23 protein-coding genes and 3 pseudogenes are annotated in these 24,709 nt (G+C 66.9%); 16 read left to right on the forward strand and 10 right to left on the reverse strand.

What is annotated here, in order from left to right:
- Positions 1–139 precede the first annotated feature (139 nt).
- The 4 genes and pseudogenes from G8760_RS28040 to G8760_RS28055 all read left to right on the forward strand — a co-directional run bounded on the left by G8760_RS28040 (position 140) and on the right by G8760_RS28055 (position 3,301).
- The gene (locus G8760_RS28040; protein ID WP_166352659.1) at positions 140–1,024 is read left to right on the forward strand and encodes a LysR family transcriptional regulator; all 885 of its coding nucleotides are present in this window, start codon (positions 140–142) and stop codon (positions 1,022–1,024) included.
- A 228-nt stretch (positions 1,025–1,252) separates the two neighbouring features.
- Entirely contained in the window at positions 1,253–1,582 is a 330-nt protein-coding gene (locus G8760_RS28045) for a hypothetical protein (RefSeq protein WP_166352662.1), read from the forward strand.
- Positions 1,583–2,049: 467 nt separating this feature from the next.
- A pseudogene (locus G8760_RS28050) lies at positions 2,050–2,490 on the forward strand (Mu transposase C-terminal domain-containing protein); the annotation flags it as partial.
- Positions 2,487–3,301: pseudogene (locus G8760_RS28055) on the forward strand (ExeA family protein). The pseudogenes G8760_RS28050 and G8760_RS28055, both read left to right, overlap by 4 nt.
- Positions 3,302–3,424: 123 nt before the next feature.
- On the opposite strand, the gene G8760_RS28060 reads toward G8760_RS28055, so the two are convergent.
- From G8760_RS28060 to G8760_RS28070, 3 genes are all read right to left on the reverse strand, one after another.
- Positions 3,425–4,057, reverse strand: a complete 633-nt coding sequence (locus tag G8760_RS28060; protein WP_166352666.1) for a TetR/AcrR family transcriptional regulator — start codon at positions 4,055–4,057, stop codon at positions 3,425–3,427.
- Positions 4,058–4,069: 12 nt separating this feature from the next.
- Entirely contained in the window at positions 4,070–4,393 is a 324-nt protein-coding gene (locus G8760_RS28065; RefSeq protein ID WP_166352668.1) for a DMT family transporter, read from the reverse strand.
- Between the two features lie 331 nt (positions 4,394–4,724).
- Entirely contained in the window at positions 4,725–5,168 is a 444-nt protein-coding gene (locus G8760_RS28070; RefSeq protein WP_207782392.1) for a MarR family winged helix-turn-helix transcriptional regulator, read from the reverse strand.
- Between the two features lie 145 nt (positions 5,169–5,313).
- On the opposite strand from G8760_RS28070, the gene G8760_RS28075 reads away from it, so the two are divergent.
- On the forward strand, positions 5,314–5,982 hold the full coding sequence (locus G8760_RS28075; RefSeq protein ID WP_166352674.1) for a DinB family protein: 669 nt from the start codon (positions 5,314–5,316) through the stop codon (positions 5,980–5,982).
- A 65-nt stretch (positions 5,983–6,047) separates the two neighbouring features.
- Here G8760_RS28075 and G8760_RS28080 read toward each other — a convergent pair whose 3' ends face one another.
- A complete protein-coding gene (locus tag G8760_RS28080; RefSeq protein WP_166352677.1) occupies positions 6,048–6,764 on the reverse strand; it encodes a TetR/AcrR family transcriptional regulator C-terminal domain-containing protein in 717 nt (238 codons plus the stop codon).
- Positions 6,765–6,867: 103 nt separating this feature from the next.
- On the opposite strand from G8760_RS28080, the gene G8760_RS28085 reads away from it, so the two are divergent.
- The 3 genes and pseudogenes from G8760_RS28085 to G8760_RS28095 form a co-directional block, all read left to right on the forward strand.
- Positions 6,868–8,328 carry an MFS transporter gene (locus G8760_RS28085; protein WP_166352679.1) on the forward strand — a complete coding sequence of 487 codons (1,461 nt, stop codon included), beginning with the start codon at positions 6,868–6,870 and terminating at the stop codon, positions 8,326–8,328.
- Between the two features lie 195 nt (positions 8,329–8,523).
- Positions 8,524–8,961: an SAM-dependent methyltransferase gene (locus tag G8760_RS28090; RefSeq protein WP_166352681.1), complete on the forward strand. Its 438-nt coding sequence runs from the start codon at positions 8,524–8,526 to the stop codon at positions 8,959–8,961.
- Positions 8,962–9,010: 49 nt separating this feature from the next.
- A pseudogene (locus G8760_RS28095) lies at positions 9,011–9,487 on the forward strand (class I tRNA ligase family protein); the annotation flags it as partial.
- 125 nt (positions 9,488–9,612) lie between these two features.
- Here the strand turns inward: G8760_RS28095 and G8760_RS28100 are convergent.
- The gene (locus tag G8760_RS28100; protein ID WP_166352683.1) at positions 9,613–11,175 is read right to left on the reverse strand and encodes an MFS transporter; all 1,563 of its coding nucleotides are present in this window, start codon (positions 11,173–11,175) and stop codon (positions 9,613–9,615) included.
- The gene (locus tag G8760_RS28105) at positions 11,172–11,759 is read right to left on the reverse strand and encodes a TetR/AcrR family transcriptional regulator (protein ID WP_166352685.1); all 588 of its coding nucleotides are present in this window, start codon (positions 11,757–11,759) and stop codon (positions 11,172–11,174) included. Before G8760_RS28105 ends, G8760_RS28100 begins: the two co-directional genes overlap by 4 nt.
- Positions 11,760–12,011: 252 nt before the next feature.
- Here G8760_RS28105 and G8760_RS28110 point away from each other — a divergent pair, with 252 nt between their 5' ends.
- Entirely contained in the window at positions 12,012–12,872 is an 861-nt protein-coding gene (locus tag G8760_RS28110) for an NmrA family NAD(P)-binding protein (RefSeq protein WP_166352687.1), read from the forward strand.
- A 173-nt stretch (positions 12,873–13,045) separates the two neighbouring features.
- Here G8760_RS28110 and G8760_RS28115 read toward each other — a convergent pair whose 3' ends face one another.
- Both G8760_RS28115 and G8760_RS28120 read right to left on the reverse strand, forming a co-directional pair.
- Entirely contained in the window at positions 13,046–13,702 is a 657-nt protein-coding gene (locus tag G8760_RS28115; protein ID WP_166352689.1) for a response regulator, read from the reverse strand.
- On the reverse strand, positions 13,699–14,871 hold the full coding sequence (locus tag G8760_RS28120; protein WP_166352691.1) for a sensor histidine kinase: 1,173 nt from the start codon (positions 14,869–14,871) through the stop codon (positions 13,699–13,701). The genes G8760_RS28115 and G8760_RS28120 overlap by 4 nt, the downstream gene beginning before the upstream one ends.
- A 131-nt stretch (positions 14,872–15,002) precedes the next feature.
- Here G8760_RS28120 and G8760_RS28125 point away from each other — a divergent pair, with 131 nt between their 5' ends.
- Together G8760_RS28125 and G8760_RS28130 are read left to right on the forward strand one after the other, a co-directional pair.
- Entirely contained in the window at positions 15,003–15,728 is a 726-nt protein-coding gene (locus G8760_RS28125) for an ABC transporter ATP-binding protein (RefSeq protein ID WP_166352693.1), read from the forward strand.
- On the forward strand, positions 15,725–16,585 hold the full coding sequence (locus G8760_RS28130; protein ID WP_166352695.1) for an ABC transporter permease: 861 nt from the start codon (positions 15,725–15,727) through the stop codon (positions 16,583–16,585). Before G8760_RS28125 ends, G8760_RS28130 begins: the two co-directional genes overlap by 4 nt.
- A 16-nt stretch (positions 16,586–16,601) precedes the next feature.
- Here the strand turns inward: G8760_RS28130 and G8760_RS28135 are convergent, their stop codons facing one another.
- A complete protein-coding gene (locus G8760_RS28135) occupies positions 16,602–16,844 on the reverse strand; it encodes a hypothetical protein (protein ID WP_207782393.1) in 243 nt (80 codons plus the stop codon).
- A 147-nt stretch (positions 16,845–16,991) separates the two neighbouring features.
- The gene (locus tag G8760_RS28140; protein ID WP_166352697.1) at positions 16,992–17,765 is read right to left on the reverse strand and encodes a VOC family protein; all 774 of its coding nucleotides are present in this window, start codon (positions 17,763–17,765) and stop codon (positions 16,992–16,994) included.
- Between the two features lie 211 nt (positions 17,766–17,976).
- On the opposite strand from G8760_RS28140, the gene G8760_RS28145 reads away from it, so the two are divergent.
- The 5 genes from G8760_RS28145 to G8760_RS28165 all read left to right on the forward strand — a co-directional run bounded on the left by G8760_RS28145 (position 17,977) and on the right by G8760_RS28165 (position 24,700).
- Positions 17,977–18,771: an isocitrate lyase/PEP mutase family protein gene (locus G8760_RS28145; RefSeq protein ID WP_166352699.1), complete on the forward strand. Its 795-nt coding sequence runs from the start codon at positions 17,977–17,979 to the stop codon at positions 18,769–18,771.
- A 95-nt stretch (positions 18,772–18,866) separates the two neighbouring features.
- Complete coding sequence (locus G8760_RS28150) at positions 18,867–20,642, forward strand: thiamine pyrophosphate-requiring protein (RefSeq protein WP_166352701.1); 1,776 nt, start codon at positions 18,867–18,869, stop codon at positions 20,640–20,642.
- Positions 20,643–20,760: 118 nt separating this feature from the next.
- On the forward strand, positions 20,761–21,048 hold the full coding sequence (locus G8760_RS28155; protein WP_166352703.1) for a hypothetical protein: 288 nt from the start codon (positions 20,761–20,763) through the stop codon (positions 21,046–21,048).
- A gap of 10 nt (positions 21,049–21,058) precedes the next feature.
- Positions 21,059–23,659 carry an ATP-binding protein gene (locus tag G8760_RS28160; RefSeq protein WP_166352705.1) on the forward strand — a complete coding sequence of 867 codons (2,601 nt, stop codon included), beginning with the start codon at positions 21,059–21,061 and terminating at the stop codon, positions 23,657–23,659.
- 81 nt (positions 23,660–23,740) lie between these two features.
- The gene (locus tag G8760_RS28165; RefSeq protein WP_166352707.1) at positions 23,741–24,700 is read left to right on the forward strand and encodes a methyltransferase; all 960 of its coding nucleotides are present in this window, start codon (positions 23,741–23,743) and stop codon (positions 24,698–24,700) included.
- Positions 24,701–24,709 lie beyond the last annotated feature (9 nt).

Consider the following 24,709-nt stretch of genomic DNA (forward strand, 5'->3'; position numbering starts at 1 on the left):
ACGATCGCGGTACCCGCGCGGACGTTCGCGCACTGGAACAACGGCTGGCACACCGAACCCGGCACCTACACCATCCACCTCGGCACCCACATCAACCACCTACCCCACCAAACCCACATCCACCTCCGATAGCGGTGCCGTGTTCAGCTTTCAGCAGTTGCGCGGGTTCGTTGCGGTCGCCGAAGAGTTGCACTTCGGTCGGGCCGCTGATCGTTTGCAGATGACGCAACCACCGCTTAGCCGGACGATCCAGAAACTCGAGCGTGTGGTTGGGGTGCGCTTGCTCGACCGCGACAACCGCAAGGTTGTGCTCACACCGGCCGGTATCGCGTTCCTGACGGAGGCCCGTCGTCTACTCACGCTGGCGGAGTCCGCTCCCAACCTCGCGCGCCGGATCGCGGACGGTGCTGCGGGCATCATCCGGATCGGGTTTACGGCTACGTCAGCTTTAGGGCCTCTCACCACGGTTCTGAATGTGATCGAACAGGCGCTGCCGGACGTGGGTATCGACCTTTTCGAACTCGTGACCCGCCAGCAGATTGATGCACTCGCCGCCGGTGAGATCGAGCTCGGTCTCGCGAGGCCGCCGTTCGACGAGAGGGTCTTCGCTTCTCGGCCCCTTGCCCGTGAGAGGCTCTTGCTTGCGGTACCGAGCGGGCACCGGCTCGCTTACCTCGGGCGCCGGGTTCTCGCCTCCGACATCGCCAACGAACCGCTCATCATGCCGTCTTCCACGGAAGCGCACTATTTTTACGATCTCGTGGTGCGGTTGGTGCCCATCTCGCACCAGAATGTCATCCACTCAGTAAGCCAGGCCTTGACGATGGTCTGGCTCGTTGCCGGTGGACGTGGAGTGGCTTTCGTTCCGGCGTCGGTGACTCAGCTAGGCATAGATGGAGTTGAGTACCTTGAGTTGGGCGGCTTGCCGGACGACTCTGTCGAACTATGTCTGCTGTGGCTGCGCGAATCGCGTAACGCAGTGCTTGCGTCGGTTCTTGATTTGCTTCACGACGTTGTCATCTAGGGTCTCGTGTTGCCCATCGCATTGGGAGCTGCGCATAAGGGTGAACCTGCGAATTTCGGGTCTCTACGGTTCGCCGGCCCCGGTGCTGTCCGTTGGCAGGTCGGCCCGTTCCTGACCTGGGCGCGCCAGCGCCGGCACCTACCCAGGTCGATTGTCCTGCTTGTCGGTTAGAGGGGCACGCCTGAGGCGCCCACCGACGCCGAAGAACGTTGGCGGATCGACCAGCGCTTGGTCCGCGACGACAACCTCGATCCCGTCGACCGCATCGCCAGCACCTTGATCTTGCTCTACGCCCAGCCGCTGGTGCGCATCATCGCTCTGACCACCGACGACGTGATCGTCACCGACGCAGGCACGAGGCTGAAGGTCGGAGCCGACGCCCTCGAACTGCCCGAGACGTTCGCCATGATCGTCCGGCAGCTGCTCCACCGCCGACGCGCCAGCCATGCTCGCCGGGGTTCTCGGACTCAGAATCGCGGGCATCAACCGCCACACCACCACCGCGAAAGGCCAGTGCGCGAACTACGCCGCCGACCGTCAGCACTGAGCCGAGAGTAGAGCATTTCACGGACTTCGAATACGCCCGTCCTGCCAGCTGACCGCGTCCGGAACCGCGCTGCGAACTCCACCGTCCGCTGCCAGTCCTCGCCCGATACCAACCCGTCCACCGCGGCGGCCAGGCGCTCGTGCAGCGCTTCCAGCTTCGCGTCACGCTCGGCGTGGCGCGCCCCGGAGTTGGACTGTCTGGCCATCAGATTCGGACCCTTCATCGTGTCGGCCATCGGTGACGACCTGCTCACAACCAGTTACGCCAGAATGACCAGCCAGATGGGTGCCTGAGCAAGACGTCAAAGGCTGATGCGACGATGGGTGACCGGTGGTCCTGTAGTGAGGCTGCATCATCTCGCGGCCGGGGAGTTGATCTCGAAGACCGCAACCTTGTCGCTTGCTGCGGCAAACTCGGCTGGATCGCCGCTGGCCACGAGTCCAATACGGACGAAGAACTGGACTCCGTGGGGGACCTCCTGACCGAGGCGTTCCTCTGGTCGGCGCAGCGCCGGGTGACCAAGACCGCGACCGTGTCATTGCACAACAACGTCTACGAGGTCGACGCCACATTGGTCGGGCATAAGGTCGAGTTGGTGTTCGATCCGTTCGATCTGACCCGCATCGAGGCCCGATACGACGGGCGAAGCTACGGACCCGCGGTGCGGCACACCGTTGGCCGTCACGCTCACCCCAAGGCCCGCCCGGAGACGCCAGCCACGCCAACGCCGGAGCCCACAGGCATCAACTACGCCGAGCTCACCGCCGAGATCCACCACCGCCAAATCGCAGAGGCAGAGCGGATCAACTACACCGACCTCGTCAACGCCGGTCCCGCCGCCCAACTGCCGGGACAGCTGAGCATCCACGACGCCCTCCACGACCAGGGCTCCGAGGGCTCCGAGGGGAGCATGCGGTGAGTGTTGAGCGGTTGCAGGCGCACTACGGGTTCACTCGGATGCCGTTCGGGCGGAACCTGGCACCCGGGATGCTGCACAGCTATCCCGGCCACACCGAGGCCGTCGTGCGGACTGCTGGTGCGTCGAACAACACGCCATCGGAGTCATCACCGGAGAAGTCGGCGCCGGCAAGACCGTCGCGATCCGCGCGGCCACCACGTCCCTGGATACCTCGAGGCATCTGGCGACCTACCTGCCCAACCCCTCGGTCGGGGTGCGGGGCATGCTGCACCACATCGTCTCGTCGTTGGGACGCACACCCAGCTTCTACACCGCCACCCTGGCGCCACAGGCCGCCGAGGCACTCGCCGCCGAACACGCCGAGAGGGGCCGCACCCCGATCGTGATCATCGACGAGGCGCACCTGCTCGACACCGCCCAACTCGAAGCAGTCCGGATGCTCACCAACCACGACATGGACTCCGGGTCACCGTTCGCGACCCTGCTCGTCGGGCAGCCCACCCTGCGCCAACGCCTCAAACTCGGCGTGCTCGCCGCGCTCGACCAGCGGATCGGGATGCGCTGCACCCTGGCCGGGATGCCACGCGAGGACACCGGCAACTACATCACCCACCACCTGCGCCTGGCCGGACGGGACGACACCCTGTTCTCCGACGACGCGATCACCGTCATCCATAACGCCTCGCGCGGCTACCCACGAGCGGTGAACAACCTCGCCGTCCTCGCCCTCACCGCGGCGTTCGCCCGCAAACAAGCCCTCGTCGACGAGAAAGCCGCCCGCGCCGCCGTCACCGAGAACACCGGAGAATGACCACGCCGTCCCGAATCTGACCATCCCGGCACGACCCTGATCAAGGCCCCACCCCGAACCCCGGAGTGGGGCCTTGATCGTCACCCCACTTCAGAACCCACGCTGACGCCGTCATCAGAAACCTCAGTGCCGCTCAACACATTCCTCGTTGTGCTCGGCGTTCTGAGCTTGAGTGCTCTGCTTGCCCTTGAGTGCCGGTCGGTCCGGCGCCGGGCCGTGCTCGTGCGCTGTTGAGGCAGCAAGTTCACGAATGCGAGCTAGGACGGCGTGCCGTTCTTCGGCGGTCAGGTCGGTGCTGGCGGTGGTGTTGTTGAGCCAGAGCCCGTCGGCGGCCAGCAGTGCGAGACGCTGGTCGGTCGACAGTGGCTGGTCCGGGTCGTGGGTCCATCGGCGTACGAGGGCGCGCCAGCGGCGCTGGCTTTCTGGGTAGCGCATTGCGTCGATGAGCACTGCCAGTTCCGCCGCTGGTGGCGGGACCGTGGCGGCGGTGGTGATGAAGGCGACCACGCGTTCAGTCACGGTGGCATCCTCGGGGTCGGTGCCGAGCACCTCGGTGACCTGCTCCTCCCAGGCATCAGCGATGTGATCGAGGACCGCGGTGATGAGGTCATCACGATGGCGGAAGTGATACAGAACCCCGGCTTTGGTCACCCCGGCTTCCGTGGCGACAGCGTCGATGGTCAAGCCACGAATCCCAACGTCACCTGCTAGCCTCAGGGCCGCCTGTAGGAGCTTGGTGCGTTTGCTCGGTCTCATGACCCCACCATCTCAATGTGTCCCGCCGGCGAACTCGATGATCAACACGCCACCGATAATCAGAGCGATACCGGCACCCATCATCCAGGTCAGAGCATCGTTGAAGATGAACTTGGCCAGGATCGCCACTGCCGCGATGCCGCAGGCGGCCCAGATCCCGTAGGCCACTCCGACCGGCATGCCCTCGCGCAACGTCAGGGCCAAGAGCACGAAGGCGCTGAGATAACCCAGGACCACCGTGATCAGCCACAGCCAACTGTCCTGCGAGGCCCGCAGCGACAACGTGGCGATCACCTCCATCACGATCGCCGATCCCAGCAATGCCCACCTCTTCATGCCGCACGCTCCTCGATCTCTCGGCATCAACCTCCTTAGTAACTATACCATCCGGTCAGTTACGCGATGCCGTCCAGGCCAGTCACCTCCTTGTCTCGTGTGTGCCCGGTTCGGATGGGACGGTCGGCACTCGCCCGCGCCATCCCGGAGCGCGGTGGCGATCGCCTCGGGGCTGGCGGGTATCGTCCTCGGCCCCGCCTTCGTGCCGGGTGGCCTCAGTCCGTGTTCGTTGCCACGTTGGTGCTCGAACTCGTTGTCGTTCCCCTGGTCTTCTGGTGGCACGTTCGCGTCGTCGGTGCTTCCGGCGTGCGTTCAGTTAGACGTCCCCGGCTCACCGCTCAGCCGTGAGCTGGGCGAGCAGGTGCCGCAGTTGCGCGGCATCACTCGTGGAGAGGGTGGAATGTAGTAGCTCGTCCTCGACTGCTCGAATAGCCCGCTTGGCCTTCGTGTACACGGAGTGCCCGCTGCTGGTCAGGCGAACGGTCCGCTGACGTTGGTCGTTCCCGCGGGCGCGGACGATGAGTCCGCGGGCGGCTAGGTCGTCGAGGTGCCGGCCGAGGCGGGTGGGGTCGCGGTTCGTCCGGCGCGACAACTCGACCTGGGGGATGGCCTCCGTCGACGCCAACTTTGTGACGATCGCGTACTCCCACATCGATAACCCGGCCTCACGCAGAATCGGTTCCTCCAGTGCCACCAGCTTCGGGAACAGGCGAGCCAGCAGCGCGGCCAGGTCCGGCTCCTCTGCTGACCGGTCTTTTTCGTCGGACACAGACACCGTCGCTCTCAAATCATCTACCGTGGTAGAGTATTTTCATCGTGCACCGCGTTCAGTCGCCGTCCACGAATGACCGTCATCTGAAGACTTCACCGGGACTCGGTCGCGATGCCGAGACCGCTGACGTAGGAAGCGAGGGTGCGCCGTGGACGTATCCATTCTGCACACCCTGACGGAGGATCTCGCGGCGTTCCTGTCCGAGGTGACTCAGGGCGATCTCCGGCGACCAGTGCCGAGCACAACCGGCGACGTGGGTGATCTATACCTGCACGTCATCGACCAGAACGTCAGTGTGGCGACCGCCATCACGGGCCAAGCAATCCTGCGCGGCACGCGGCACCACCCGATGGACAGGGCGTCTCTCGGCGCTTCCGTGGACTACTACGGGGACTGCGGGCTCGAAGCAGGATATCGGCAGACGGCACACCTCATGGAGAACTCGTTCGCCTCTACTGCCGACAGCGGCCTGCTCTACCAACCAAAGGGTTTCCCCGACGCCGTCGAGTTGACAACCCTCTACGAGGTGCAGATCAGCAACGCCATCATCCACACCTGGGACGTCGCCCAGGCCCTGGGCTTGCCCTATCGACCCGACCCTCACATCAGTCAGAGGGTTCTGCGCGCCGTCGTCCCGTGGCTGGCCGAGCCACTGCCGGGGACGTTGCCAGGCAATGCCGCGTCGTCGACGGCAGTAACCGATGACGCGGACATCTTCGAGTCCATTCTCAAGCTGTCGGGCAGAAATGCCGGCGTAGCGATCAAGGCTGATAGTCGCCAGAGGGAGTCCCATCACGCCGCCCTGTCGCCGAGGTGACTGGTCTGCCGTTCAGTTCCGGACCTGCGTGGAATGTCGACCGCCTGTTGGATGCCGCGCTTCGGTCAGGAGTTATGGGCACTGTGTCGGAGTTGGGCTTGGAGGCCGTCGAGCAGGTAGCGCAGGCCGGTGGTGAAGTCGGCGTGCCAGTCCTCATGGTCGAGGTACCGCTGTTGAGCCAGTGTCGGGTAGCGGTCTGCTTGGTCTTGGAGGAGTTGTTGGCCTAGTTCGCGGTCGTGGTCGCTGATGTCGAGGGTCGACTCGGTGGAGGCCGATCCGACGATCTGGTTGTACAGCAGCCAGGTGGCCGCCGACAGATCGGCGCCAGTGAATCCGGCCTGGTGGAGGGTCGCTTGGAGCGTCTCCATCCGGTCGAGGAAATTCGGCCCCAGGCTGGGCCGGGCTGCCGCAACCGGTGCGACCCACGGGTGTCGGATGAGGGTCGAGCGCCAGGCCAGGGCGAGATCTTCGATCCGGTGACGCCAGGGCTTTTCGGCGGTGGGGGTTCCGGTGTCGATCTCGGCGAAGACGTGGTCCACAGCCAGGTCGAGGATGTCGTCTTTGGTCTTGACATGCCAGTACAACGACGGCGCCGCGACGTGGAGCCGTTCGGCGACCCGCCGCATGGTCAGTGCGCTGGCACCGTCGCGGTCGAGGATGTCGATCGCTGCCTCGACGATGCGTTCCCGGGTGAGCGGAGGCTCGCCGCGATCCTGGCGTGCCGGGCGGAGCCACACGCTGGACAGGGCGGGCGCGTCGGCCTCGGCGCGTCGTGTGGGCATTGGCTGTCCTCCGTCCAGTCGTGATCCCCGCAGGGCCAGCGTAGTACTATCGTAGATGAAACTAACGATGTTAGGGATAAGCGAACATTGATAGGGGATGCTAATGCGGGAATTGTCGACACATGCTGGCCAGGCCACCCGGTGGTGGGTCTTGCCGCTGGTCGCAGCGGCACAGTTGCTGGTCGTGTTGGACGGGACCATCGTGAATATCGCGTTGCCGTCGGCCCATGCGGACTTGGGGCTGGGCGATGAAACGCGACACTGGGTCATCAGCGCCTATCTGCTGGCATTCGGCGGTCTGTTGCTGATCGGTGGTCGGGTCAGTGGCGCGATCGGCCATCGTCGCGCGTTCGTCGTTGGCCTTTTGGGGTTCGCCGGCGCCTCCTTCATCGGTGGACTTGCCTGGAGCCCGGCGGTGCTCATCGGCGCCCGGGCGTTGCAAGGTGTGTTCGCTGCGCTGCTGGCGCCGGCCGCGCTGTCCCTGTTGTCGGTGTCGTTCAGCGACCCGGCCGAACGTGGGCGAGCTTTCGGTGTCTTCGCGGCCGTCGGCGCTACCGGGTCGGCGATCGGGCTGGTTCTGGGTGGGTTGCTGACCGAATTCGCGAGTTGGCGGTGGTGCCTTTACGTCAACGTGCCCATCGCATTGCTGGCTGCGGCCGGAGCGGTCCTGATTCCTAGGGTGGCGCCGCTGCCCCGCACCGGGCGCGTCGACGTGCTCGGGGCGGCGCTCAGTGCCGCGGGCTTAGCGGCGATCGTGGTGGGGGTCAGCCAGATCGAAGCCCACGCCGGCCTCTCGCCGACCGTGATCGCGCTGCTGGCGGGCGGGATCGTGCTGCTCGCGCTGTTCATCCGGGTCGAACGCAGCGCATCGAATCCGCTGCTGCCGCTGTCGGTGCTGGCCAGCCGAGCCCGCGCGGGTTCATTCATCGCGGTCGCGTTGATGTTCCTGGCGATGTTCGGGTTCTACCTGTTCATGAGCTACTACACCCAGTCCGAACTCGGCTACTCACCTGTTCAGGCCGGTATGGTGCTGCTCATCCACGCGATCGCCGCCCTGGCGGGCTCGATGCTCATCGCCGGGCGGCTACTCGGTCGCGTCTCGCCCACGCCTCTGATATTGAGCGGTCTGTTGTCGGCCGCGGCCGGACTGTTCATCGCGAGGTGGATCGAGGTCGACTCGGCCCACGTTCTGACCTTCTATCTGGTTCCGGCCATGGTGTTGACCGGGATCGGCATGGGACTGGTCATCGCCTCCACGGCCAGCACCGCCACCCACGGAGTACGCGGCCACGAGATCGGCGCCGCCTCGGCCACGTTCAACGCCTCTCAGCAACTCGGCGCTGCCATCGGCGTCGCCCTGCTCAACACCGTGGCCGTCATGGCCGCAAGGGCCCACACGGCCGATGCTTCGAGCGCCGAAGCCACCATCAACGGTTACTCCACCGCCCTCACCGTCGGCACCGGTAGCCTCCTCGCCGCCGCCGCGATCGCAGGCCTCTTGCTGCGTGCAAGCCACATCGCCGCCACCGACGATCACGAGGTGCGCCGAGGCGAGGGCTACTGACCTCCGGCCTTCGGCTCCGCTACACCACGACAGTGGATCAAGGCTCCGGCCGTCCTGTCGAACGTTGGTAAGCTCGGCGCGACCAGCGTGACCACGCGACTCTCAGGACCTGGCCAGGGTTCTTAGGCTTTCCGCGGGCGGCCACCAATGCCGATTCGGCCTGGTCGCTGGCCCGGCGGCCCTGGAGGCTCAGACATGAACACGTTGTCTCCCCGCTTGGCGGCGATCGTCGACGCGCTACCGCTCGAGCCGGGGATGCGGGTGTTGGAGATCGGCGGAGGTCCGGGGGTCGCGGCAAAGGCCGTCGCCGAGCGCGTCGGTGGTGGCCACATTCTCATGATCGACCGCTCCGCTAAGAGCATCGCCCTGGCCCAGAGGAACGCCGCCAAGGAAATCCGCGCCGGCGTCATGAGTGTCCGTCAGGTTGCCGCCGAGGACTTCCAACTTCTCGCGAACGAGCAGCCATTCGACCTGGCCTTCGCCGTCCGGGTCGGCGCCCTTGACGGGAGGCGCCCGAAGGCTGGCGAGATCGTCCTGCAACGGATCGCCAACGCGCTCACCCCGAACGGGCGGTTGTTGATCGACGGCGGGAACCCGTTACGCGATCTGCGGCTCCCGCCACTCCACGACTGACGCATAGCGTCGTGCACGGATCTCCGCCGACACACTAGAGCTTCTCGGCATGGCTCGCGTCCTGTCGGCTGTCGCGTGGCCGTATGCCAACGGCCCCCGTCACATCGGCCATGTAGCCGGATTCGGCGTTCCCTCCGACGTGTTCAGTAGGTACATGCGAATGGCCGGGCACGACGTCCTCATGGTGTCCGGGACTGATGAGCACGGCACCCCCATCCTTGTGACTGCTGACGCAGAGGGTATATCGCCCCGTCAGCTAGCTGACACCAACAACGCTGCCATCGTCCGGGATCTCGTGGATCTTGGCATGTCCTATGACCTGTTCACAGGACAACGACGGGAAATCACTACCGTGTAGTCCAAGAACTGTTTCGGACCTGCCGACGCAACGGATACGTTGTCGAGCGGGCCACGCAGGGCGCGGTCAGTCCGTCCAACGGTCGAACACTTCCAGACCGATATATCGAAGGAACCTGCCCAATATGTAGCTACACAGAGGCTCGGGGCGACCAATGTGACAGCTCGCCGGTCACCAAGCCCACGCCGATCTTCGCCAAGCTCGATCCATCTGTTGTCGCCAATGAGATCGCACGTCTCGAAGGCTGACCCGCCGCGGCTGCCGCCGCCGATAGCGATGTGGCCAGCATCCGGCTATGTGTGTGAGCTTCCGGTGACGTTGGTTCCCTTGGGTGTGACGAAGAAGACGAGCGCGGCGACGCCGATCATGATGCAGCCGCCAACGAGCCCGGTTGTCTGGAGGGCGTCGGTGAAGACGGTGCCGGCTTCGTGGGCGAGGTCGGGGAGCTGGAGTTCGCCAGCGATGGCGTTTGCGGCACCGAGGGAGTCCTTGGCTTGGTCGGCGAGCACTGGATCCAGACCGGCCACCACATCCGTTCCGGCGAGGCCGGAACGGTAATACATGGCGGCGATGGTGCCGATGACCGCGATGCCGAGTACGGCGCCGAGTTCGTAAGAGGTCTCTTCCAAGGCTCCCGCGTTCCCAGCTTTGGCTTCTGGCGTGCCCATCATGATCATGGCCGACCCGATCGCGAGCGACCCGGTCCCGGCGCCGACGAGGGCGAGTGCGACGAGCACGGTGATGACGGTGAGTGTGCCGTACTGCACGCCGATGAGGAGCAAGCCGACGGCTGCCACGAAGATGCCGCCCGCGAGGACGGCGCGTGCTCCGATGGCGCGGGCCACCAACGGCGCGAGCAGCGCGGAGGCCGCGGCACCGAGCGCGGCCGGCAGCATGCGCACGCCCGCTTCGATGGGGGACGCGCCGTTGACGAGTTGCAGCCATTGGGCGATCAGCATCTGGATGGCGATCATGGCGAAGATCGAGCCCAGGGCGGCGATGATCCCGGCGGAGAAGATGCGGCTGCGGAAGAGGCTCAGGTCGAGCAGGGGAGCGTCGCTGCGGAGGCAGCGCACGACGAACCAGGCCAGCAGAATCGCCCCCACGGCAAACGCGGTGATTGCTTGGGGGACCAGGAGGCTGGCTTCCTTGCCGAAGATCTTGATCGCCCACACCAACAGCGTCATGCCGGCGAACGAGAGCACTACGGCGAAGGCGTCCCAACGTCCAGGGTTCGGAACCCGAGACTCCGGGATGAGGAAGGCGCCCGCGACGATGGCGACGACCATCAGCGGCACGTGTACGAGGAAAGCCGCGTGCCAGGAGAAGTGCTCCAGGAGCAGGCCACCGATGAGTGGCCCGCCTGCGGCGCCGAGCATGGAGACCGCGGCCCAGATGCTCAGCGCGGCGGCGCGTTCCTTGGGGTCGGTGAAGATCACCCGGATCAAGGAGAGCGTGATCGGCATGATCATGGCTCCGCCGATGCCGAGCAGGGCGCGGATAGCGATGACGGCTTCGGCGCTGTTGGCGAGGAGGACGAGGATCGAGACGGCACCGAAGATGACGTAGCCGATCAGCAGCATCTTCTTGCGCCCCCAGCGGTCGGCGATCGCCGAGAAAGAGACGAGCAGGCCAGCCAGAAGGAGCGAGTAGATGTCGATGATCCAGAGCTGCTGATCGGAACTGGGTTGCAGCTCGGCTGACATCTCGGGGATCGCGATGTGCAGGATCGTCATGTCCATCGTGATCACGAAGAGGCTCGCGGTGAGGACGGCGAGGGCGGCCCAGCGGCGGGCCCGACTCAGCGGAGCATGCAGGGACGTTGGTGCGGTGTGGGGTGGTGGTGTGGTGGTCATGGGTTCGTTTCCTGCGTGGTTGTGACTGGGCCGGGCATGGCGACGAGCGCGCGGATCACCGCGGTCAGCGCGTCGCGGCTCAGCGGTTCTTCGTCGAGGCCGGCATGCAGGGTTGCACCGTTGAAATAGACGGCGATCGCGGTTGCCTGGGCGTGGCCGATGTGCGGGGTGAGGAGTTCGATGAAGCGGTCGTCCCAACGCCGTGCCAGGCTGCGTAGCTGCGGATCGGTTGCTCCCGAGGCCAGCAATGCGATCGTCGCGTGCACTGCGTGCCGGTCGCACAGAAACCGGTGCAACTCCGCCGCCGCGTGCTCCGGGTTCGTCGCAATGCCGGCGAAGTCGATCGTCGCCAGCTCCTGATCGATCTCTTGTGCGAGGTACTGGAGGGCGGCTTCGCGGAGGTCATCGATCGAACTGAAGTACTTCGTCGTGGAGCCGAGGGATACCTCCGCGCGGGCCGCTACCGCACGGTGGGTCAAGGCGGCTGTGCCCGCTTCGGTGATGATCTCGCCCGCGGCGATCAGCATGGCACGCCGGCGCCCCTCAGGGTCACGACGGCGAGGTGCCGGATTCGCAGTCGACATGTCGACCTCCTCAACGTCCACCGTTCTGGGGATGACCCTCGACCGGTAGGGAACATTTGTACATGTACTTTTGTACATCATGACAGAAAGCCGTCGCAACCTCGAGAATTGTGGTCAACAGTCGGCCACAATTGCCACTACCGTCATAGCTGTCAGAGTCGCGCCGCCCTGTGGTGGCGACGAGCCAGATCAGAGGTCGATCCCGCCCATCCAGGGCGGTGGCCCGCACGTTCGCACATGAGGAGTACCGCTATGACCATTGCCGTGACGACGCCCACCGGGAACGTCGGCGCACATCTGCTTCGCCTACTGGTGCAGGCTGGGGTCCGCCCGCGAGCCCTACTTCGTGACCCGTCGAAGCTGGGCCCGGACGTCGCCGACCAGGTGGAGGCGGTGAAGTTCGACGCGTGGGATGCGGGTTCCGTGATCGAAGCGACGAGCGGGGTCAGCGCCTTGTATTGGGTCAGTCCTACTGCGATGGACCGCGACCCGCTGGCGGCCCACGCCATGGCCGCGCGTCATGTCCGGGCCGCCGTTGAGCAGAACCGGATCGACCGGGTCGTGTTCCAGTCCAGCGTCGGAGCGGAGAAACGGCATGGCGTGGGTGAGATCGACGGCCTCGCTGCGACCGAGGTGGAGCTCGACTCGACCGGTGCCTCGGTCACCCACCTCCGGTGCGGCTACTTCTTCACCAACCTGCTGATGGAGATCGAGTCGATCCGCGGCGGCGTGTTTGCCACGGCGATGGATCTGGACCGGCGCCTGCCATGGGTGGCGCCCCAGGACATCGCCGCGGTGGCTGCTGGCCGGCTACTTTCGTCCGCCTGGACCGGGCGGCACGTCCAAGCCGTGCATGGTCCCGAGGATCTGTCGTTCCGCCAGGTAGCCGAGCAACTGTCGGCCTCGCTGGGCCATTCGGTGGTGCCCCAGCAGCTCACCGACCAGGACGTTCGGACCGCCCTCGGCGATCTCGGTCTGCCTGCGCCTCAGATCGAGGCGTTGGTGCAGATGACGGCAGGGATCAGGGACGATTTCACCCCGGAGGATCCGCGCGGCTACCAAACGACGACGCCGACGACGCTCGCGGCCTGGGCGGCGACCCACCTCGGCTGATAGCCTCCGCCCTAGTTGCCTCCGACCTGTCAGGCCTGACAGGAGCGTCGCTGCTGCACACGTAGTTGTCAGGCCTGACGCTCGGTGCCGGAACTCCGCGCTGTCCGGCCTGACACGAGTGTCGGCCCTGCTCACAGAGTTGTCCGGCCTGACAGGTGGGCCAGCAAGGGTGGTTACCGCGGTGGAGCGACGAGGCCCATCTCGTAGGCGATGATGACGAGCTGCACTCGGTCGCGGGCGTCGAGTTTGGTGAGTAGGTGTGCCACATGTGACTTGGCCGTGGCCGGGCTGATGAACAGCGTTGCGGCGATCTCACCATTCGACAAGCCGCGGCCCACGAGGGTGAGGACCTCGCGTTCCCGCTCGGTGATGCCGTCGATGGGGCGGCGCGTCGGGCCTGGTTCAGGTCGGGCGACGAACTCCTCGATCAGCCGGCGCGTCACACTCGGTGCGATGAGGGAGTCGCCGTTGGCGACGACGCGGATAGCGGCCAAGATGTCGTCGAGAGGCATGTCCTTGACGAGGAACCCGCTGGCGCCGGCCCGCAGCGCGCCGTAGACGTACTCGTCGTCGTCGAACGTGGTGAGGACCAGCACCCGTGTTGTCCCTGGACCTTCGGTGATGATCTGGGTTGCTTCGATGCCGTCCATACCTGGCATCCGGATGTCCATCACGGCGACGTCGGGCTGGGCATCGTGAACCAGTTGGACGGCTTTGGCGCCGGTACCGGCTTCGCCGACGACGTCGAGGCCGGGATCGTCGGCGATGAGCACGCGTAGCCCTGCGCGTACCAGCGGCTGGTCGTCAGCGAGTATGACGCGGACGGTCACGGGGCCTCCGGTGGGACCGGCAGTGAAACCGCGACCCGGAAGCCACCGGCAGGTTGTGGGCCGGCGTCGAACCGTCCGCTCAGCAGACCGGCTCGTTCGCGCATCCCGGCGATGCCGTAACCGGTCTCCGCTACTGGCCCGCCAGCTCCGTCGTCGACGATCTCGATGGACAGCTCGTCCTCCTGGCAGTCGATGACAACATGGCACTCGTGCACTCCAGCATGCCGCACCACGTTGGTGATGGCCTCCTGAACGATGCGGAACGCGGACATCTCGATGTCGGCTGGAAGTGGACGGCGTCGCCCCCGCCACTCCACGTGGACCCGTACCCCGGCGTCCATCGTCGTCGCAACCAACGGGTCGAGGTCGGCCAGTGTTGGCGCTGGACCCAGCGGTGCTCCACCCGAATCAGCATCCGCCTGCCGCAGCGCGCCGACCAGCCGGCGCAGGCCGGCGAGGGTATCCCGGCTGGTGGACTCGATGACGGCGAGGGCCGCCCGAGCCTCTCCGGGCTGGGTGTCGATCACCCGGCGCCCCATACCGGCCTGGATGGCGATGACGCCGATGCTGTGAGCGACCATGTCATGGAGCTCGCGGGCGATCTGGATCCGTTCAGCCTGCACCGCCTCGGTGGTCGCGTGCGCCCGGAGTAGCTGGCTACGCTCGTGTCGATCTCGAATGGCGCGGCCGGCCAGCCAGGCGACGACAGTGGCCAGCGTGAGAAATACCGCAGTGCTGGTGTAGTCGTCGGATCCGGAGGTGTAGTAGGTCGCCGCCGCAAGCTGCACGCTGAGCACGACGACGGCGCTGCCCACCGATATCCAGCGCGATCGAGTGGCGGCGATGAGCCCAACCGCTAGGTGCTGCGCGAGCGCCAGCAAGGTTCCGAGTTGCCACGCCGGCTCGCTGACGATCACGGTGAACGAGCCGATCAGCATAAGCGCCAGGGCGGGTAGCGGGTTCAACCACAGCAGCCCGATCGGTAGGGCCGTGAGCACGGCCGGCAACAGCAGGTCGACACCACCCGAGCCGGGGGGCCACGTCAACACCGCAACGATCAGGAGGAGCGGGTAGGCCACGGCGCCGCACCAGGCCAGCACCTTGGGGCCGGCCGAGCGCCCGCGTCGCCAGAGTCTCGCCAGCGGCACGCGGTGGGTAGCGTCGTCCATACCGGGATCGTAGGCTCGCAGCCCCGCCGTGCCATCGCCTTCGGGGCGTACGCCTCTCGGATACCTCGGTCGATCTCGAAGTGGCCCAGGGCGGGATGTGCTGACGGTACGCTCCCGCGCACCGTGAGGGCATGATCGAAGCCAATGGACTAACCAAACGGTTCGGCCGGACAACGGCGATCGACGACCTGACGTTCACGGTCCGCCCGGGTCAGGTCACCGGTTTCCTCGGTCCGAACGGCGCTGGGAAAACGACGACGCTACGGATGATCCTCGGCCTGAACCGCCCCACACGCGGCAGCGTGACCGTCGACGGGCAGGTGTTTCGGGATCGCTCCCGCGGTCTCCGCCACGTCGGTGCCCTGCTCGACGCGGACGATGTCCACGGCGGTCGCAGCGCCAAGGCACACTTGGCCGCCCTGGCTCGGAGCAATGGGATATCGCGACAGCGGGTCGACACAGTCCTGCAGGAAGTGGGCTTGGCCGATGCCGCGCGGCGCCGGATAGGTGAGTTCTCACTGGGGATGAAACAGCGGCTCGGTATCGCCGCTGCCCTGCTCGGTGATCCGCCGGTGCTGATGTTCGACGAGCCGCTCAACGGTCTCGACCCGGAAGGCGTGACATGGGTACGTGCCCTGTTCCGGCGGCTCGCGGCCGAGGGGCGGACGGTGTTCGTCTCCAGCCATCTGATGGGCGAGATGGAGAACACCGCGGATCACCTCATCGTCATCGGCCGCGGCCGTCTGTTGGCGGCAGAGAGCCTGGCCGCGTTCGTCGCCCGAGCCGATTCCTTGGAAGAAGCGTTCATGACGCTCACCGCTGACAGCATCGAGTACACCGCTGGAGGATCCCGATGACCCGCGTCACGTCCGAGACGACCCCCGTCTCCACTCCCACCGCCGGCACTCGCCCACCAGCTCGTTTCGGTGCCCTCGTAGCCTCGGAGTGGATCAAACTGTGGTCGCTGCGCTCCACCTACTGGGCGCTTGGCCTTGGCGTCGTTGCCGTCATCGGGATCAACGTCTACTCCACCCTCGCCCTCCGTCGCCTCCTCCCGGAGTGGTCCGCCGAGGCCAGGGAGAGCTACAACTACATGAACGACGCCCTCGGCCAGGCTCCGTATCTCCTGCTCTTGATCGCCGCCGGCATCATCGGGGCGTTGTCCATGGCCGGTGAATATGCCACCGGGATGATCCGCACGACCTTTGTCGCGGTACCGGCGCGCCGATCGGTGGTGATCGCCAAGGCCACCGTCATCTCGGGCGCGACACTCGCGGTGGGCATCGTCGTCGCTACGACGTCAGTCGGCCTGACCCAGGTACTCCTCTCGGGCCAGGATGCCGGCTTCGCGATCAGCAACAAAGGCGTCCCGACGGCCCTCGTGGCCTCAGCGGTTGTTGTGCCGGTGTGTGCGCTGGTCGGCATGGGTATCGGTGTGTTGATCAGGCACACCGCCGGCGCGATCTTCGGCGTATTCACCGTGATCGTCATCTTGCCCCAGCTCACCATGGGAACCACCTACTCGTGGGTGGTAGACCTCAACAACTCGACGCTGTGGAGTGCATGGATGACGTTGCGTAACACCCCGATCCGGGAGCTGATGCCAGCCGAGCTATTTACGTGGCCCGTGGGCGCGTCGTGGCTCGTGCTGGCGGTATGGCCGCTCGTTGCGGTGGTCGCGGCCGTCGTCGTCACGCACCGACGGGAGGTATAGGGAGCGCTCTTTACGGTCAGCCAGAGATCCGCCAGCTGCCCACCGGCGAGTACGCGGAGTCGACCACGGTCTCCTCGATCCCCGGCTGGAGGTTGTAGTGCTTGAGGTTGCCGGCCCAGTAACGCAGGATCCGGCCGAGTTCGGTCCCGGGTTCGTCCGCTAGCGCGTCGAGCTGGACCTCGAGACTGAAGGTGCGTGACCCCATGTTTGTGCCAGCGACGTGTTCCGGATGTTCGGCGGTTGTGTTCGAGGAATCCATGCCTTGAATTTATCGTTCAAATACCCTGTGAAACTTTGAAGGCAATCACGGCTGATGTCGACCGCAAACCTTAAAAGCGGGTTGGAGGCCGACAACCGACATCGCTGCGCCGGTCGACCTCATTGGGCGCCTCCTGCGGCGGTACGTTCAGGCCGTCGGGCGCGACGTACCCGAAGGCAACCGTCCGGTGTCAGGGTCGCGTCGAGTCAGGCAGTAAGGCACACCCGCGGGGTCGCGCATCGCGATCCAGTGCTCATGCGTGCCTTCCCTGCGCGCCCCCAGCCGTTCGTGGGCAATGGCGGTGGCGGCCGTATCGTCACACGCCAGATCGAGGTGGGCGTGGGCCCGGCCGTCGCCGGCATCGTTGGTCCGTTGCAGCAGTATCCGTAGCGGAATGCCATCCGGCCGGTCGAGATACGAGAACTCCGGGCGGGAGCCCGGGTGCAGCGTCCACCCGGTGAGGCGAGCCCAATACGTGCACTCGTTCTCATACTCGGCCGGCGGGATGTCGATGCACAGCTGGTCGACGATGGCCCGGGCGCCGCCGTCGAGTGATACGGGCAACGGGCGCTGGGCGGATCCGTCGTGACCCACGACGCAGAAGACGAAGCCCGCAGGCGAGCGCATCACGACGACGTCGTCGAGCTCCCGAAGCACCTCAGCGCCGAGGCGTCGCGCGTGGCCGGCCGTACCGGTCATGTCGTCCACCGCGAGGTCGAGATGGCTCCCGCCCCTACCGGCGGCGACCCGCTGGACCCGCAGGTACGAGTGGCCGCTAGCCGGCAGGATCGTGGCGAACTCGGCATATGCGCCCCGGCGCGGCGACAACGTCGAGCCAGTCACTGCCAGCCAGAACTGGGCCGTGGCCTCGAATGAGGACGCCGGGCGATCGATGAAGGCCACCAGCCATCGCACACTCATGCCTTCACCGTATCGGTGACGGCCGACACCGGCGACGGTCAACGCTGGCGATGGCCGACCGATCATTGATAGCCGGGCGCCCGGTTCTCTTCCAGGGCCACCCGGCGGCACCGCTGGTGCCCCCCGGTCGCGGCCGGAAACCGCCGGATGATGTCGGTGCCGGTCGATACCGTCATGGGTGAATATCATCCGTTTCGCCAGTGAGGACGCTATGAACACCGCTCACGCTTTCCGTGCGCTGCACGCCGATGGCCTGTTCGTCATGCCGAACGCCTGGGACCCAGGGTCGGCGCGGATCCTGGAGAGCCTTGGCTTCCCGGCCGTGGCCACCACCAGCTCCGGACACGCTGCCTCCTTGGGCCGGCTCGACCAACAGGTCAGCCGAGACGAGATGTTGTCCCATGCCGAGACCATCGCCGATGCCGTGGAGGTACCGGTCAGCGTTGACTCCGAAGGGTGTTTTCCCGACGCCCCCGGGGGTATCGCTCGCACCGTCGAGCTGATCGCCCAGACCGGCGCCGCTGGGTTGTCTCTTGAGGACTACCACCCTGAGCGGGGTGTCCTCCCGATAGCCGAGGCCGTCGAGCGGGTCGGCCAGGCGGTGGAGGTGGCGCGCCGGTCCGGGCTAGTGCTCACCGCACGAGCGGAGAACCAGCTCTACGGGCACGGCGACCTCGACGACACCGTGCGCAGGCTCGTCGCGTATCGAGAAGCCGGCGCGGACGTCGTCTACGCCCCGGGGCTGGTCGACGTCGGCGACATCGAGCGGGTCGTGCGTGAGGTCGGTGGCCCGGTCAACGTCCTGGTGTTGCCAGGTGTGCCGGATTCCAGCCGGCTCGCTGCCGTCGGGGTGCGCCGGGTGTCCACCGGCGGAGCATTGGCGTGGGCGGCTTACGGTGCGCTCGCGGCCGCCGGGCGGGAGTTGCTCCAGGACGGCAGCGCGTCGTACCTGTCCGCGGGGTTGTCGCCGGATGACACCAAGGCAGCCTTCGGCCCACGCCGCTGAGCTCGCCGGCGCCCGGCTTTCGTCGTTGTCGGCACCCGACGTCTGAGACCCCGGACTCGGGGTATGGGCGGAGGGTCGGCAACGAGGGAGGATCGATGTCGCAAACGGTTGGTGACTACCTACTCCAGCGGCTCCGTGAATGGGACGTCACACACGTGTTCGGCTACCCGGGTGATGGCATCAACGGCATCGTGGCCGCATTCGGCGAAGCGATGAATCAGCCGCGGTTCATCCAGTCGCGGCACGAGGAGATGTCAGCGCTGCAGGCGGTGGGCTACGCCAAGTTCAGCGGCACGGTCGGCGTATGCCTGGCGACGTCGGGCCCGGGCGCCATCCACCTGCTCAACGGGTTGTATGACGCGAAGCTGGACCACGTGCCCGTCGTCGCGATCATCGGCCAGACCGCACGTACGGCCCTGGGCGGTCAGTACATGCAGGAGGTCGATCTACGCGCGCTGTTCAAGGACGTCGCCTCTGACTACGTAGTGGAGGTGAGCGTCCCGCAACAGTTGCCCAATGCCATCGACCGCGCCTTCCGTACCGCGGCCGCGCGGCGGGCGCCGGCGGCGGTGATCATCCCGGCGGATGTCCAGGAAGAGTGTTACGTCGCGCCTGAACATGAGTTCAAACACGTTCCGTCCAGTCCACCGGGCGGGTCTCGATCGGTCATGGTGCCGCCGGACGACGAGATCGCGCGCGCCGCCGAGGTGCTGAACGCGGGTAGTAAGGTCGCCGTGCTCATCGGCCAGGGAGCGCGCAATGCGGCTGAGGAGGTCGTGCTGCTGGCCGAGGTCACCGGTGCCGGTGTCGCCAAGGCACTGCTCGGCAAGGACGTGCTTCCGGACGATCTGCCGTATGTCACCGGCGCCATCGGCCTGCTCGGCACCCGGCCCAGCTATGAGCTGATGCGAGACTGCGACACCCTGCTGATCGTCGGCTCCAACCTGCCCTACACCCAGTTTCTGCCCGATCTTGGACAGGCCCGAGCGGTGCAGATCGACATCGACGGCGCGCTGATCGGCCTGCGGTATCCCACCGAGGTGAACCTCGTCGGTGAGGCCAAGGCGACCCTGCGGCGCATGCTGCCGATGCTGCATCACCAGGAAGACCGCTCGTGGCGCGAGACCATCGAGTCCAACGTCGAGTCATGGTGGGCCACCATGGAGCAGCAGGCGATGCTGGACGCCAAGCCGGTGAACCCGATGCGCGTGGTGCATGAGCTTTCCAGCCGCATCCCGGACGACACCATCGTGACGGCGGACTCCGGGTCGTCCACGAACTGGTACGCCCGGAACCTGCGGATGCGGGGCTCGCTGTCAGGAACCCTCGCCACGATGGGCTCCGCCGTTCCCTACGCGGTCGGCGCCAAATTCGCGCACCCCGATCGGCCGGTGGTGGCATTGGTCGGCGACGGCGCGATGCAGATGAACGGCTCGGCGGAGCTGATCACCATCGCCCGGTACCGGGAGCTCTGGGACGATCCCCGCCTGGTGGTATGCGTGTTCCACAACAACGACCTCAACCAGGTGACGTGGGAGTTGCGCGCTATGGGAGGCGCGCCGAAGTTCGAGCCGTCACAGGTCATCCCGGACGTGTCGTATGCGGCGTTGGCTCGAAGTGCCGGTCTGGACGCGATCACCGTCGACCAACCCGAGGAACTCGGCGCCGCCTGGGAGCGTGCACTGGCGGCTGAGGCGCCGATGGTCCTCGACGTCCATTGTGACCCGGAGGTCCCGCCGATCCCGCCGTCGGCGACCTTCGACCAGCTGAGAGACACGACGAAGGCCCTCCTCAAGGGCGACGCCAACCGCTGGCGGGTGCTGGTCCAGGGCATCAAGACGAAGATGCAGGAGGCTGTGCCGGGCCGCTGACCGTGCAGTTCCGCCAGGACTGCCGCTGGCCCAGTCCACTACTTGTTGACTGGCTCTGTTATTGGGCCAGCAGAGAGAGTCACGATGGTCTCGACACTGAGATGTCGGGAGGACCATCATGCCGCTCAGTCAGGGCGAACTCGACGAACTCGCCGGACGTTGGGACACCTCCGGCCCCGGCGCGGTGGCAGCCGAGCTGGACCGGTTGGCCGAGTGTGCCGCCTCGGCCGGTGCTGACCCGTTGCTGCTTGTGGTGATGTGTGACGATCATGAGCCGGCCGTAGCCAGAGAGCGAGCCTTCGCCCGGGTGGTGGCGCAATACACGAGACGGTGCCCGATCATGGCGCGCTCACAGGTAGATCACGATTGCGCCGCGTCCAGCGGCCAGCCGGTGATTCGCCAGTAATCTCGGGTTTGTGCAGCTGCTGGAGAGGCACACGCAGCTTGCCGAGTTGGATGCGGCGCGGCGGGACGCCCAGTTCGGACGGGGCAGCGTCGTGCTCGTCGCGGGAGACGCCGGTTCCGGAAAAACCACTCTGGTACAGCGGTTCGTTTCCGGTTCGGCGAGATCGGCGCGCGTGCTGCGCGGCATGTGCGACGACCTACTCCTGCCCCGCCCACTCGGGCCGTTCCGCGACATGTTCCCGCACGTGGGCGCTGAACTAGCGGCCGCCAATGCCGGCGACACCCGCTGGATCAGCGGATTCTTCGACCGAGTTGTCGACGAACTCATCGCACCGGCGCGGCCCGGCATCGTCGTCGTCGAAGACGCCCAGTGGGCCGACGAGGCGACGTTGGACGCCATCCGCTTCCTCGGCCGCCGGATCGGCCAGGTCCACACCATGCTCGTCGTCACGTTCCGCGACGACGAAGTGCCCGCCGACCATCCGCTGCGACTAGCCGTCGGCTCCATCCCCGCCGGCGACATCCGGCGGATCCACTTGGAGCCACTGTCCAGGGAGGCGGTCGCCCAACTGGCCGGGCACAACGACATCGACGAGTTGTACGAGTTGACCGGAGGCAACCCGTTCTACGTGCGAGAGATGCTGGCTCATCCGGACCCGTCAGTGGTACCACCCACCGTCCAGGACGCAGTGCTCGCCAGGGTGCGGCGGCTCCACCCCGCCACTTATGCAAGTGTCGAGGCGGCGGCGGTGCTCCCCGGCCGGGCCGAGCGCTGGGTACTGGATGGGTGTGCCGACGCCGCGCGGCTGGACGAAGCCGTCCGGCTCGGCGTCCTGCAGGCCGACGGACCGGTGCTGCGGTTTCCCCACGAACTCAGCCGTCGGGTGGTCGAGCAGAACCTGTCCGAGCGACGGCGCCGCGAGCTCAACGCGCAGGTTCTGCGGGTGCTGTCCACCCGCGACGTCGAACCGGCCCGGTTGGTGCATCACGCACATCAGGCCGGAGACGGTGCGGCGCTAGCCCGGTACGCGCCGCTGGCCGCGGAACGGGCCGCCGGGGTGAGCAGCCACCGGGAGGCCATCGCACACCTGGAGCACGCGATTGCCAACGCCGAGCACATCCCGGACGAACGGCTGGCCGAGCTGTTGGAAGCCTACGGTGCCGAATGCGAGATGGCGCGGGTGCAGGACCAGGCTCGCGACGCCCTGCGCCGCGCCATCGAACTGCGCGCCGGCCTTGGCGACCACCTCGGCGTCGGGCGTGGCCTGTGCCGGCTGTCGAGCCTCGAATGGGCGCTCGGTGACGGTGTGGCGGCCCGGCGGACGGTCGGCCGAGCCGTCGCCGTCTTGGAGGCGCAGCCGCCGGGTGCGGAGCTGGTGGCCGCGTACGGTCAGGCGGCCCGGCTGGCCATGACCGGATATCAGACGGCCGAAACCCTGGCGTGGGGGGAGAAGGCGATCGCCCTGGCCGATGGCGTTGGAGACGCCCGGGCAGCGGTGCATGCGCAGGTCACCGTCGGGGTTGCCCACATGCTGCGGGACCCCAACAACGGCGGCCCCCTGGCCGCGGCGCTGACCCGAGCGTTGGAACTGGACGACGTGTACGCCGCCAGCCGTGCCTACATCAATCTCGCCCATGGACACATCCGGGAGATGCGGTACGACGAAGCAGCCCGGTACGTCACCGCCGGTCTGGCTTACTGTGAGGCCCGCGAGCTGCAAGCTCTCGCCGACTTCCTCGTCGCGGTGCGGTCCTGGGGCCACCTGGAACTGGGCCGATGGTCGCTCGCCGAGCAGGACGCGGACACGGCTTCGCGTGCATCGGAGGTCGCTGCGCGGCTGATGGCGCTGAAGGTCACCTCGATGCTCCAATCCCGGCGTGGATCGCCGCAGGCCGCGGCGACGGTTGGGGCCTGCGGCGACCTTGCCGCGGGGCTGGGCGAAGCGCCGGCCCTCATCAACGCGGGAACCTCACGCGCCGAGCTGGCCTGGCTCGCGGGCGACCCGGGCGCTGCCGCCCGCGCGGTGGTGGGCCTGGCGGAGCTAGCCAAGGACGTCGGCACCCAGCGATACCTGGGGGAGACGGCCTATTGGCGGTACCGCGCTGGGCTGCCGGAGGGTGTACCGGACGGGGTGCCGGAGCCGTACCGGCTGCAACTGTCGGGTTATTGGCGTGAGGCGGCCCGCGCGTGGGACGAGGTGGGACGGCCCTACGAGTGTGCTGACGCGCTCAGCGACGCGCCCGATCCACGCCCCCGGCTGGAGGCGCTGGAGATCTTCGACCGGCTGGGCGCGGTGCCCCGCGCCGCCATGGTGAGGTCTTCGTTGGCTCGGATGGGTGTCACGTCGGTTCCGCGAGGTCCCCGAGCGCGGACGAGGAACAACCCGGGCGGGCTCACTCCCCGGCAGACCGAGGTTCTAGTCTTGCTCGCCCAGCAGCTGACCTATCAAGAGATCGCCGAACGGTTGCAGGTGTCTCCGAAGACTGTCGACCACCACGTCGCGGCGGTCCGGCTGAAACTGGACGTGTCCAGCCGGGACGATGCCGTTCTCGTCGGGCGGCGGCTCGGGATCCTCACCGGTGACGAGGGGCAGGCCGCGGGGCCGACGTAAAGATGGGGTGGTCCAGACCCAGACGTAGGGACCCACTCCCGACGCCGGCCACCCGCCGCCGACGTTAGCGTCGGTGTGGTCATGGACATCGACCTCGCCGGGATGGGCTCGTTGCTGCGGGTGCGCGACGGCATCTACGCCGACGACCTCGTCCTGGCCGCCATCGTCCGGCTCGATCTGCTCACCGTGCTCGACCGGGAGGTGGTGACCCTGGAGACGTTGTGCCGGCGCAGCGGTATCGCGTTCCGCTCCGCCGACGTGTTGTGCACGCTCCTTCGGGCGATGGGCCTGCTCGAGCCGGGGCCAGTGCTGCGCCCTAGTCCGCTGGCCAGATCCTGCCTGGTGCGGGGCGCCCCGTTCGATCTGCGTCCATATCTGGCCTCCGCGGCGTCGCGGCCCACCTGTCTGGAGCAGGTCGAGCTGTTGCGGACGGGATTACCGGCCCGGTGGACCGGCGGGCGAGCCAGCGTGTGGCCACACGACCCCACCTTCGGTGAGCACTTCGGCGGGATCAAGGCGCCGCGGGCGCGGGCACTGGCCCCAGCCCTCGCGGAAGTACTCGACACGCTGCCCGCGACGGCCGTGCTGGAGGTCGGCGGATGTGGAACGACGGTGGCGGCGCTGCGCGAGCGGCGTCCCGAGCTGGCGGCAGGGGTATCCCAGAGCCCGGAGATGTTCACCGCCTTACCCTCGGGATACGACGTCCACGTGCTGCCCGACACACTTCACCGGTGGAGCGAGCGCCGCGCCCGGGAGATCGTCGGGCGCTGTTATGGTGCGTTGGCCCCAGGTGGGCATGTCGTCGTGGTCGACTCCCATCTCAACGCCGACAAAACCGGACCCCTATCGGTGGCCCGTTATTCCGCGCTGGTGCTGTACGCCACCGAAGGGCAATGCTGGTCCGTCGGCGAGGTAGCGGACTTCCTGGCCGGTGCCGGGTTCCGCGGCGTCCAGGAACGGCCCGCCGGCCTGGACCGGACCGCCGTCGTCGGCCGGAAACCCTCCAAGCCCCGCCCCTCCCCGCCCCGCCTCTCCCCATGATCATGAACA

The organism is Phytoactinopolyspora limicola (assembly GCF_011320225.1).
GTDB lineage: Bacteria > Actinomycetota > Actinomycetes > Jiangellales > Jiangellaceae > Phytoactinopolyspora > Phytoactinopolyspora limicola.